The sequence below is a fragment of the Paenibacillus mangrovi genome (genome assembly GCF_022898935.1).
GTDB classification, from domain to species: Bacteria; Bacillota; Bacilli; order Paenibacillales; family Paenibacillaceae; genus Paenibacillus_AQ; species Paenibacillus_AQ mangrovi.
On sequence record NZ_JALIRP010000008.1, the window covers coordinates 112,717 to 124,673 of the forward strand.

The following is an 11,957-nucleotide window of genomic DNA, read 5'->3' on the forward strand; positions in this document are numbered from 1 at the left end:
AAGCAACTAAATTATGATTGAAATCATGATATTGATAATCATTATCAATAAAACACTGAAATACATATTATACATATAAAAAGGAGCTGCTTTTCTTGAAATATAAAGTCATTCTACCCACAAGTGTATTGGTCGCTTCCCTGCTTTTCAGCGGATGCGGGCAAAAGGAAAACGCCGAAGCTGGCCAGACGCCTGCAGCACCTACTACAACGGAAACGAGCACCACGCCTCCAGCTGATTTTACCGTAGCCGTTGAGCAGTATCGTACCTTTGCTGTCGAGCAGTGTGATCTGTTCGTGAAGGAAACGGAAAAATTCACGAATGCCGTTAAATCCGGAAAGCTGGAGGAAGCGAAAAAGCTGTACGCTCCAGCTCGTTCTTACTACGAACGGATTGAGCCGGTTGCTGAGGCACTTGGGGATTTGGACCCGAATATCGATGCGCGGGTGAATGACGTTGACGCAGCAGACTGGCGCGGCTTCCACCGCATTGAAAAAGCACTCTGGGAGGATAACACGACAGCCGGGCAAGAAGGTTACGCAGATCAGCTGTTGAAAGACGCTCAGCTTCTCCGGGCCAAAATCGAAACAATCGATATTGACGCCAGCCTGATGGTTACTGGAGCGGTTGAGCTCCTAAACGAAGTATCCTCCTCCAAGGTCACCGGCGAGGAAGAGCTGTATTCCCATACGGATCTGTATGACTTTGCCGCGAATGTGGAAGGCGCATATAAGATTTTCGAAATCCTGAAGCCTGAGCTAGCTAAAAAGGATGCCGATCTGGAAAAAGAAATTGGCGAACGCTTCGACATACTGCAAAAAGAACTTGATACTTACAAAAAAGGAGATGGCTACGTGGATTACACCGAGCTGAAAGATGACGAGGTCCGCAAACTCAGCCAAAATCTCGATGCTCTAGCCGAGCCCCTGTCCAACATGGGCAAGATTCTAGGAGTGTAAGACATGTCAGAACATAATCAAAATTCTAACGATTCCATATTGAAAAAACCGATGACCCGCCGTGACGTCCTTCGTCTTGCAGGTACCGGAGGTCTTGGCTTACTTCTCGGAGGTAGTGCCGTAGGCGGTATGTTCGCAGCTGAGAGCCACCGAAAAACCGAAGCTGCCAAGGTTCCGTCAGCATCGGAAGATCAGGTGCCCTTTTACGGGCAGCATCAGGCGGGTATCATTACCCCGGCGCAAAATTTCATTTGCTTTGCGGCTTTTGACGTAACCGCAAGCGGCAGCAATTCGTTGCAGAAGCTGTTCCAGAGCTGGACGGCAGCTGCGGCGGCGATGGCGGAAGGCAAGCAGGTCGGCGAGGAAAGCAGCAACCATAATCTGCCTCCTGTCGACACCGGTGAATCGGTTGGCCTGACTCCTTCCAGGCTTACCATTACCTTTGGCGCCGGCCCATCCCTGTTCGACGATCGTTTTGGCCTTGCATCCAAACGTCCTCCTGCTTTTAAGGATCTGCCGTCCTTTAACGGCGAGCAGCTGGAGCCGCAGTGGTGCGGCGGTGACATCGGCGTTCAGGTATGCGCGGACGACATGCAGGTAGCTTTCCACGCTGTCCGCAACCTGGCCCGGATCGCGCGCGGTAAGGCCGTTCTGCGCTGGGTGCAGGAAGGCTTCCAGCGTTCGACGCAGGCAGACCCTACGGGAAGCACTCCGCGCAATCTGCTTGGCTTCAAGGATGGAACTGTCAATCCCGATGTGAACAGCGCTCAGGACATGAACAAGGTCGTGTGGGCGCGGGGAAACGACGGTGCTGCCTGGATGAGCGGCGGAAGCTATATGGCGGTCCGCCGCATCCGTATGCGCATTGAGGTTTGGGACCGGTCCAGCCTGAAGGACCAGGAAAATACCTTCGGCCGCTACCGTGCCAGCGGTGCTCCGCTCGGTGCCAAAAATGAGTTTGATCCCGTGGATCTTAGCGCAAAGGATGAGAAAGGGAATCCGCATATTCCAGCCGATTCCCATGTAGCCTTGGCCCGAGGCGACGGATCCATCCAGATACTTCGCCGTTCATATTCCTATTCCGGAGGCATCGATCTCAAGACCGGCCAGCTCGATGCCGGCCTCCTGTTTATTAGCTACCAACGCGACTTGTTTAAGCAATTCGTTCCCATGCAGCAGAAGCTGGCGAAAAGCGACCGCTTAAATGAATATATTTTGCACGTCGGCAGCGCAGTATTTGCCTGCTTCCCGGGGGCTTCCAAAGGCGGGTACATCGGAGATACCTTGTTTTAATTCCTCCGATTTAACCTCATTAATTCGCATTTAAAGGAGATTACAGCTTATGCTGCCAAGTACTCATTTCACATCATTCCATAAATCCGGCAGGAAAAGACCTGGCGCATTGGCCCTTCTGCTTCTTGCAATATTGGTTGTTTTCCAACTGTCTATATCACCAGCATCTGCCGAAACAGCCTCCGATTCACCGGTTAATCACCTCCTGCCCGCTGTGGGAAGCGCGCTTGTAGAAGCCGGACAGCAGCAGTGGAAGGAAGCTGCCGGCGACCTGCAGCAGTTTAAAGATCTGTGGCTTACCGTTAAGCAAACAGGCGGAAAGAATACAGCGGATGCTGAAGCGAAGGTCGACGCCGCCCTAGCGGATGCCGAAACCAAGCTGAAAGCTGAAGATGCCGGAGCCAAGGAATCTCTTTCTACACTCGCGAAGGCGGTTAACGCTTATGTGGACGCTATTGCAGAGCAGAATGGCAGCGGAGCTGGGGCGATCAGCGGACAGGAAGCCGCAAGCAAGCTCATTCCTTTTGCCAACGAAAGTTTGGCCGCTATTGAAAGTAAGGATTGGGCCAAGGCCAAATCCAGCTTTCAGAAAATCGTGAACGCCTGGCCGAAAAGCGAGACGCCCATCCGCAGTGACAATTTTGCCGTCTACGGACAGCTGGAAACTCAAATCAGCCGCGTTCGCATTGCCCTGCAGGCTGACCCAGTCCGTGAGGAACAAGCTTCGCAGGAAATGAATAAGCTCCTTACAATTCTGACGGATTATCAGAATGGAAAAGTCCAGCAATCCGCGGAAGCTGACAGCAGCAGCTACAGTTTATCTGACCTTTTGGGTATTCTCGAAACCGCACGTCAGCAAACGGAGAGCGGACAAAGCGATCAAGCCGCGGACAGTATGAACCAGTTTATCGCGGCATGGCCTGCCGTCGAAGGCGAGGTCCGCGTCTCTTCTCCCGCTCTGTATACCAAAGTGGAGAACCAGATGTCCGAAGTATCCGGTTATCTTCTCTCCACGCCTCCACGCAACAAGGAAGCGCTGGCTCTGATCGAAGAAATGCAGAATTCCTTGACGCCGATTGCCGGCGGTCACAGCTATACAGCATGGGATGCCGCACTCGTAATTCTTCGTGAAGGTCTCGAGGCCATCTTGATCATTTCGGCACTGCTGTCTTATCTAAAACGCAGTGGCAACACGCAAGGCCGAAAATACATTTGGTCAGGTGTAGGCACCGGTTTTGTCCTTTCGCTGCTGCTGGCTGTCGTATTAACCTACACGATATCCAAGGCAGCCTCAGGCAGCGCCCGTGAGATGATCGAAGGCATTACGGGTCTGGTGGCTGTGGTTATGATGATTACTGTCGGGCAGTGGCTGCATAACAAATCGAACACGAAAGCCTGGAACCAGTATGTCGGGCAGCAAGTCAGCAATGCGCTGGCCAAAGGCAGCCTATGGTCCCTTTTCTCCGTGGCCCTGCTGGCCATCCTGCGGGAAGGTGCTGAGACAACCATCTTTTATATCGGTATGGCTCCTTCTATCCCGCTAGTTCAATTGATTCTTGGTGCAGTGATCGCACTTGCGATCCTGGTGATCCTGGGTTATGCCATTATCGTGCTTAGCGCTCGGCTTCCGCTTCGTGCCTTTTTCCTGGGAGCTACGCTGCTGATCTACTACATGGTCTTCCGTTTCCTTGGAGACAGCATCCACTCGCTTCAGGTTGGCGGTTATTTATCAGCCCACACCCAGTCTTCCCTGCCTTCCATTTCGTGGCTCGGCATGTATCCGACTTGGGAGACTTTCGTACCGCAAATGATTATTCTGGCCTATATCATCTGGCAAGTCTTGCGGCAGGAGATTGGAAAGTCGGGTAAGTCAGACGTGAGTGCTTAGGCGGCTGTACAGCCTGTTATCAACGTCTATCGACGTACTTTCACAGAAGACAGACCGCGTTTAGATATAGTTTTTATAAAAAGCCCGTGTTCCGGTGAACGCGGGCTTTGTCATTTCCTGGGGAATGATCGGTTTAAATAATTCCGGAATACCCCTTGTCACCAAGCGACTTTTGTCCTATGATGAGGTTAGTCATAAAAATAATTTTCTTGTTATCAGAAAGAATTACTAAAATAATTTTCACATCTTACACCGAGTAAGGAGGTCCTTTCGTGGCACCTATCTTGTATGCCCTGGCACAGGAAAAGGAAAAACTGTCCCAGCAGGAACGTCGGATTGCCGATTTCATTCTCTCTTCCCCGGCGGAAGTGGTGCATATGGGAATCAAGGAGCTGGCCGAGCACTGCGGAACCAGTCCTGCCACGGTCACCCGCTTTTGCAAGGTCTTCCATTTAAAAGGGTATCCGGATTTGAAGGTCAAGCTGTCCGCTGAAATTGCCCATACGGAAATGCAGGAACGAAGCCAGACTTCTTCCTATCAAGACATCGTCGCCAACAATCCGCTATCCAAAATCGTGGAGGCCACGGAAGCCAATCATCTTACCTCCATTCATGACACCACTTCACTGCTGGACATGAACCGTTTGTCAGAAGCCATTACCTTGCTGTGCAAGGCGCAGCGTATCGATTTATACGGCGTGGCAACCTCTTCTATTGTCGCGCTCGATTTCTACCAGAAGCTGATCCGGATTGGTAAAAACTGCACCGCCTTCGCGGATCCGCATATGCAGATCACTTCAGCTTCGACCTTGACGGATCGTGATGTGGCCGTCGCGATTTCCTATTCCGGGGAAACCGAGGAAACGATCAACGCTCTGGCCTGCGCCAAAGACAGCGGTGCGGCGACGATCACCCTCACTTCTTACGGCAGCAACACGCTGGCATCTATGGCCGATATTCCCCTGTTCGTATCTTCGCTCGAAGAAGGCATGCGCAGAGGGGACATGGCTTCACGGATCGCCCAGCTTCATATTATTGATATTCTTTTCATGGGAATGAGCAGCGAGCAGTTCGGACAGTATGTTCCTAAGCTGGAGCAATCCTATCAGAATGTCCGGAACTACCGAAAACCAAGAGGAGGTCACTAATCGTATGAACATCTACACATTCAAGCAGGAGGCCGATTTTGTCTCTACCGGAGCGAGCCTCATTGTGAGTCTGCTTCACACTAAACCGAGGTCGGTTCTCGGCCTTGCCACAGGCAGCTCGCCTATCGGCATCTACAAGCGCCTGATTGAAATGAACCAGCAGGGGCTTGTCAGCTTCGCCAAAGCATCCAGCTATAATCTGGATGAATATGTGGGTCTGCCAGAAGGTCATCCGGAGAGCTATCGCTACTTTATGAACGATAAGCTCTTTAACCATATTGATATTAAAATGGAAAATACGCATGTGCCTAACGGCAATGCCGCCGATCTTGAAGCCGAATGTAGAAAGTATGACGCTATGCTGGAGGCAAACGGTCCGGTGGATCTGCAGATTCTTGGACTGGGACACAACGGACACATCGGCTTCAACGAACCGGATGAAAGCCTGGTTGGCGGAACGCATGTTGTTGGGCTTCAGGAAAAAACACGTACGGCGAATGCTCGCTTCTTCCCTTCGCTTGACGACGTTCCTACGCAAGCGGTTACGATGGGTGTAGGAAGCATCTTGAAAGCAAGACAAATCCTATTGCTGGTGCGCGGTGAAGACAAGGCCGAAATCGTTAAACGGGCTTTGAAAGGACCGATCACGTCCCAATGCCCGGCATCTCTATTGCAATGTCACCCTAACGTTGTAGTATTATTAGATCAAGGAGCAGGGAGGTTATTATCATGAGTGAAGCTTCAGGTCAACTGCTATACGGAAAGGTCGTTGTTCCGGGCAGTGTAATTGAGGAAGGCGTCGTTGCTATACAAAACGGCGGCATAGTCTATGCGGGAGAGGTTCAACATTTACCGGAACATTCTCAGGCATGGACTGTAAACAGCAAGAAAACGGACGGTTACATCGTGCCAGGCTTCATCGACATACATGTTCATGGAGGCAATGGCGAAGATTTCATGTATTCCGGCAAGGAGGAGCTTGATAAAATCACCTCCTTCCATTGTTCCCAGGGAACGACGGCCATGCTGGCCACGACGATGACTGCACCCAAAGCATCCATCGATAAGGTGCTGCAGGAAGTCCATGAGTATAGACAGCAAGACATGCCTTATACCATTATTGAAGGCGTGCATATGGAAGGTCCTTTTATCAGTCCAAAATGGCCAGGAGCCCAAAATCCGGAGCATATCGTCAATCCGAACGTGGAATGGCTGGAAGCTTGGGAATCCCAGTATCCGGGTCTAATCAAACAGGTTACACTGGCCCCGGAACGTGAAGGCGCACTGAAGACAATCGCCTGGATGAGCGCGCACGGCATCAATGCGGCCCTTGGCCATACAGATGCAACCTATGAAGAAGTGGAAGCTGCCGTTGAAGCCGGTCTCCGTCAAGGTGTTCATACGTTTAATGCTATGACGCCGATTCACCACCGCAAACCGGGTACAGCCGGTGCTGTTCTCAGCGACGACCGAATTCATGCCGAAATTATCGCTGATGGTATTCACGTGCATCCAGCATGCATTTCTATTCTTGCCAAGGTGAAAACAAATGATAATCTGATCCTGATCACGGACGCGATGTCTGCAGCCGGCATGCCTGACGGCGACTATACCATTGGCGATCTGCCGGTGCAAGTCAAAGACGGCATTGCGATGCTGAAAGGTGAATCACACAGTCTGGCCGGCAGCACGCTGACCATGATTAAAGGTTTCCGTTACCTGGTTGAAACCATTGGTTTGACCGTAGAGCATGCCTCTCGCGTTGCCAGCTACAATCCAGCCAAACGCCTTCGCATTGAAGACCGGACAGGAACACTCGAAGCCGGCAAGCAAGCCGATGTTCTGATGCTGGACGACAGCCTGAACATTCAGGGCGTATGGGTACGTGGACGACAGGTATATTAAATCATCATCATTCACTAAACATAACGATAAAGCTCTCTGGATCGCCAGAGGGCTATTTTTATTATGTACCAAGATAGATAAATAAAAAGCAGCCGCGCCGCGTGTGAAGCGCTAAGCTGCTTTTGTATTATTGCATCGGATGTTTAGGTGCAGGTGTCTTACCAATCGGTGCTGTTGGAGTAGTACCCATTGGGGTAACGCGATTATTTGTATTATAAGTGCTAGGAGTGTAGGTGTTTGTGGTTGTGCCGGCAGGCGCTGGCACCATGCGATTAAACATGCTCGAAAGTTCATTCACCGCACCGCCGACCGGATTGCCTTTTTTCACTTCGGCTACATAATTGTTGACATGTTGGACAACATCAGGATTAGCGGATACATAAACATTGGTAACGCTTGGATCTGCTTTTTTGATGACATCGCTGATTTTGTTCTTAATGTCTGCACTCACATTATACTGGGCGTTATGCTGGGACAGAGTTTCATTCGTACCCGCTGTTCCCGGTGTTGTCGCATTATAACCGTTGCTTTTGGTAATGGGTTCACCAGAACTCGTTGTATAACCATGCATGTGGTTGACATTGCTTGTACTCATGCCAGTGTATGTGCTGGGAGTAGTAGGAGTACCAGTAGTGCCAGTTCCAGTTACACCGCGCATAACACCATAGCTGCCGGTTCCCATCGTTCCATACAAGGCTGGGTTATTCTTGCTCGTAGGTGTTGTGCTTGTGCTGTAATTGTTAAAGCTGCTGTTGTTTGTTGTTCCAAAGCTGCTGGTGCGGTAGTTTTTGTTGGTACTGGTGATACCGTAATTACCTGTAGTGCTTGTAGTACTTGTTGTCCCTGTAGTACCTGTGCCCTTGGTTCCCGTTTGCCCTGTGGTTGGACTTTCTAATGTTACAGCCACATAAGCGTTATTACCGCTGCGAAGTACATTGGCTGTACGTACTTCCTTCAAGGCAGCTACCTTATCCGCCAGGTGTTGCGCTGAAGTCAGATTGTTTACGTTTTGTTTTGTACCGTCCGTATTGTAAGTCGATACTTTGCCATTCAGGGAGTTAACGTTAATTTGCCCAGTCGTTCCGTATCCCTTAGTGTTGACATTTTTCGTTGAGACATTGGTATTGGCAGGCGTGCCACATCCGGTTGCCATGCTTGCAAGAAGTGCTGCGGATACGGAAAGAGTTATCGCTTTGGATCGCATCATGAGTTCATCCTCCGTTATGTGTGATATCGTACATCAGTTAGGATGACCGTGCGATCAGAGTGCTATGCTGAAAGGATTTGGCATCATCCATATCTATACATCACTTCGGACTAATCCGTTGATTCCTTGATCTGGTCGATATCCCTTTCCAGCTCCTGCACTTCCTCTAAAGGCACCGGATATATTTTGGACTCCCCTGCCGGAATAATCCAGAGCGTTTCAGGAGAGGGGGATTCGATGGCAATCTGGTATATTTTATCTTTTTGATCTGGACCACATATCAGAGTAACCGTAGATTCGATGACTTCGGCTTTTAATGAAGAAGCTTTTCGGGAAGAGCCTGAAGCATCGCTTATCAAATTGTTCATCTGAGATATGATTCCTTTCACATCTTCTGCGGAAACCGCAGCCCCATTTAAGGTCCATTGGTTTCTATCCAGCACATCTTCATCAGAGCTTTTAAGAATCCATGAAGTTCTCTTTCCCTCCCACTCGATTGACGTGACTTCCCTGTTTCCCCAAACGGCTGTTTCCTCCTTTCGCTGTTTCTCTATATCGCCTGGCCCTGTGAATGCTTTCTGCTCCAGAGCTTTGGATTGATTCGGGTCGGCAAATGCCAAGGCGGTCAAAATCATGCCTATTACGATAATGGTGGAGAACATCCTTTTTTTCACCATACTCATACTCATACTCATACTCATTCTCCATCTCCATTCTTTTGATCAAACTCCTATACAAGCATTTTACCCATATTAAGTAGACTAGTTACCTTCCTCCTGTAATGTCTTCAAAAGCCCTAAAATTAGGGGGATGCCTAATGCCAGTAAAACGCCCGTTACATACGATAGATCATGAATTATACTGAGGGAGGTAAAGGAATGACAACGGTGGTCGTAACTGGAGGCGCGGGTTTTATTGGCTCTCATTTGGTTCAACAATTAATTGCGCAGAATAGAGAAGTTCATGTAATCGATAATCTATCCACCGGTAACGCTAACCGCGTGCCCCCCGATGCTGTACTGCATATTCTGGATATTTGTAGTCCCGAAGCTAACAGCATGATCTGTTCCATTAAGCCGGACATCGTGTTTCATCTTGCGGCACAGGCGAACGTTCAACGGTCCATACGTAATCCGATCCTCGATATGGAAATAAATATCCGGGGAACCCTTAATATATTGGATGCTTGCCGGAAAGCATCTGTCCGTAAAATCATTTTCGCATCCACTTCAGGTGTATACGGTAATCTGCAGAAGGAACTCATAACTGAGGAAGATCCTGCCGATCCAATTTCTTTTTATGGTCTTTCCAAGTTGGTCGCTGAGCAGTATATCCGTTTATACGAGGGGTTTACTGGACTCCCTTATACCATTCTTCGCTTTGGCAATGTATACGGTCCCGGGCAAACAGCAGACACTGAGGGAGGAGTCGTTGCTATTTTTATTAAACAGCTTATGGAGGCGCAGCCGCTAACGATTAATGGAGATGGAGAACAATCACGGGATTTTATTTATGTAGAAGATGTCGTTCAAGCTAATATTGCCGCTATAGAAAGAGGAAATTTAAGTACACTGAATATTAGTACAGGGAACAAAACAACGGTTAATCGTCTGATTGAGCTCCTTCGAACATGTCATCCGCAAAATATAAGAACGAGAAGCGGCCCTGCAAAAGAAGGGGAAATCCGGCACAGCTCACTCTCAAACAAAAATGCTGCTCTCCATCTTCAGTGGCAGCCTCAATTTACGATCGAACAGGGAATAAAACATACTTATAAGAAAAATCAAGCTGATTCACTTTAAAATCACAAAAATTCCCTTGACCAATACGGAAAAGGGAACTTTTTTTATATTTATCTTCCATTGTTTTCGGAACGGGTAAAGCAGATCGACAATATGCGATTCAGCGTCTCTTGATGATAAATTCTGCAACGCTCATTATGTTCCAGCAGTTTGTTGGCCCACGCAAGCGCTTTCGAATAATCCTCGTAGTCATGAACCTTAATATTATAACTCTGGAATTTCATGTGGATTTTATATTCTTCAGGCGTAGGGGTAATTCCCATTCTATTCAGCTGAGCGATTCGAACTTTGTCTGCGGTTTGATCTTGAATCCGCCGTTGACTTGTCGATACTTGACTGTCGTGGATTCTGTAGGAATACAGGTATTTAGGCAAGTTTTCAATTTTCGTGATCATTCCCAATCGATTCCAGATTTCATAATCCTCTGCATGCAAGTATTTTGGATCATACAAGATTTTATTATTCTTCAAAATGTCACTGCGCATAACTACGGTTGGATGTCCCATGCAGCAGTAAAAAAGTTGCCAACAGCAAATTTCATCATGAGTCTTTGGTTTAGGTATTTTCTGGCCATTGTGAAACAAAGTCATATATGTGCCAAGAACACCTACGTCTGGATGTTTCTCCAAATATTCAAGTTGCTTCTTTAAACGATGGGGAGAGCTGATATCGTCACTGTCCATTCTGGCAATATACTTCCCTTTTGCTAGTTCTACCCCCTCATTCAGTGAATATACAAGACCTTTGTTACGAGAGTGCCTAATTAGTTTAATCCGCGGATCCTTCAATTCTTCGAGATACTCCTGAGTGCCGTCATTTGAACAGTCATCAATGATAAGAAACTCAAAATCTTTGTACGTTTGTCCCAATATGCTTTCTACTGCATCCTCAATATACTTTACAGTGTTGTACACGGGCATTAAAACGGTTACTTTAGGCATATAACTCTCTCCCAAGATAATATTTCCACCACTTTGTTTTTCTTTTAGCATATGAACATCAGCACACATAAGCCCGGGCACATAACAGGGATATAAGCAAATTATTATAAAAATTTCAGCAAAACTGTTTTAATTCATGAATAAGTTCGTCAGCCGATTTGTACCTGTTATTTTTGCTCTCCTCAAAAGGATTCAATAATACTGATTTTAATTTCTTATTATTAAATTCCGCCTGACTGATATTAGGCAAGTTCCCATGAATGAGAAAAGCGCACATACGGCACACATCTTGAAGTTCTTTATGCATCGTTTCGATGCCTACGATTTTCTTTGCAATATTAAAATCAATAATTTTTACGGTTTTTGGCGAAAAATTCTTAATCATCACATTCTTAGGCTTAATATCATTATGAATGTACCCTACTTTATGCAGACGCTTAGCGCCCTTAAGGATGTTAATTGCGATTTCTACGCTCTTCTTCTCATCGACCGGCTTAATGTAACTATTGTGAAAGTTATCTCCGATGACCTTTCCATCCGCAAATTCAGTAACTAGGTAGGCCATGTCGTCGATGATAAAAAAATCATAATATCGGATCAAGAACTTATACTTTTTATATTTTTTCATAATCTTTGCCTCGCGCTTGGCAACTTTGATATCTGATATTTGCTTTATAGCGAGCTTATTTCCTTTGGGATCGTATGCCTTATAGACTTTACCGTATGATCCTTTCCCAATAAAATCCATATCCACAGTATATTGTTTCCACATCGCTGTCACCGGCTAACACCCAGCCTTTCAGTTAGCATAATT

General features: G+C 47.7%; 11 protein-coding genes. 7 read left to right on the top strand and 4 right to left on the bottom strand.

All coding sequences use genetic code 11. The features are described 5' to 3' along the window. Nucleotides 1-95 precede the first annotated feature (95 nt). From efeO to nagA, 6 genes are all read left to right on the top strand, one after another. Nucleotides 96-959 carry an iron uptake system protein EfeO gene (gene efeO, locus MUG84_RS19310; protein ID WP_244727831.1) on the top strand — a complete coding sequence of 288 codons (864 nt, stop codon included), beginning with the start codon at nt 96-98 and terminating at the stop codon, nt 957-959. 3 nt (nt 960-962) lie between these two features. Beyond that, nucleotides 963-2,252: an iron uptake transporter deferrochelatase/peroxidase subunit gene (efeB, locus tag MUG84_RS19315; RefSeq protein ID WP_244727833.1), complete on the top strand. Its 1,290-nt coding sequence runs from the start codon at nt 963-965 to the stop codon at nt 2,250-2,252. Nucleotides 2,253-2,301: 49 nt separating this feature from the next. Then, nucleotides 2,302-4,140, top strand: a complete 1,839-nt coding sequence (locus tag MUG84_RS19320) for an FTR1 family iron permease (protein WP_244727836.1) — start codon at nt 2,302-2,304, stop codon at nt 4,138-4,140. Between the two features lie 272 nt (nt 4,141-4,412). After that, nucleotides 4,413-5,288, top strand: a complete 876-nt coding sequence (locus tag MUG84_RS19325) for a MurR/RpiR family transcriptional regulator (protein ID WP_244727838.1) — start codon at nt 4,413-4,415, stop codon at nt 5,286-5,288. 4 nt (nt 5,289-5,292) lie between these two features. Next, on the top strand, nt 5,293-6,021 hold the full coding sequence (nagB, locus tag MUG84_RS19330; protein WP_244727840.1) for a glucosamine-6-phosphate deaminase: 729 nt from the start codon (nt 5,293-5,295) through the stop codon (nt 6,019-6,021). Beyond that, the gene (gene nagA / locus MUG84_RS19335) at nt 6,018-7,193 is read left to right on the top strand and encodes an N-acetylglucosamine-6-phosphate deacetylase (protein WP_244727842.1); all 1,176 of its coding nucleotides are present in this window, start codon (nt 6,018-6,020) and stop codon (nt 7,191-7,193) included. Before nagB ends, nagA begins: the two co-directional genes overlap by 4 nt. A 127-nt stretch (nt 7,194-7,320) precedes the next feature. On the opposite strand, the gene MUG84_RS19340 is transcribed toward nagA, so the two are convergent. Further along, nucleotides 7,321-8,400: a YhcN/YlaJ family sporulation lipoprotein gene (locus MUG84_RS19340; RefSeq protein ID WP_244727844.1), complete on the bottom strand. Its 1,080-nt coding sequence runs from the start codon at nt 8,398-8,400 to the stop codon at nt 7,321-7,323. 110 nt (nt 8,401-8,510) lie between these two features. Continuing rightward, nucleotides 8,511-9,095 (bottom strand): hypothetical protein, encoded by a 585-nt coding sequence (locus tag MUG84_RS19345; protein ID WP_244727846.1) that lies wholly within the window; start codon nt 9,093-9,095, stop codon nt 8,511-8,513. Between the two features lie 183 nt (nt 9,096-9,278). Here MUG84_RS19345 and MUG84_RS19350 point away from each other — a divergent pair, with 183 nt between their 5' ends. Continuing rightward, nucleotides 9,279-10,202 carry an NAD-dependent epimerase/dehydratase family protein gene (locus MUG84_RS19350; RefSeq protein ID WP_244727848.1) on the top strand — a complete coding sequence of 308 codons (924 nt, stop codon included), beginning with the start codon at nt 9,279-9,281 and terminating at the stop codon, nt 10,200-10,202. Between the two features lie 50 nt (nt 10,203-10,252). On the opposite strand, the gene MUG84_RS19355 is transcribed toward MUG84_RS19350, so the two are convergent. Together MUG84_RS19355 and MUG84_RS19360 are read right to left on the bottom strand one after the other, a co-directional pair. Then, complete coding sequence (locus MUG84_RS19355) at nt 10,253-11,143, bottom strand: glycosyltransferase family 2 protein (protein ID WP_244727850.1); 891 nt, start codon at nt 11,141-11,143, stop codon at nt 10,253-10,255. 115 nt (nt 11,144-11,258) lie between these two features. Beyond that, nucleotides 11,259-11,915 (bottom strand): protein kinase family protein, encoded by a 657-nt coding sequence (locus MUG84_RS19360; RefSeq protein WP_244728239.1) that lies wholly within the window; start codon nt 11,913-11,915, stop codon nt 11,259-11,261. Between the last annotated feature and the right edge of the window lie 42 nt (nt 11,916-11,957).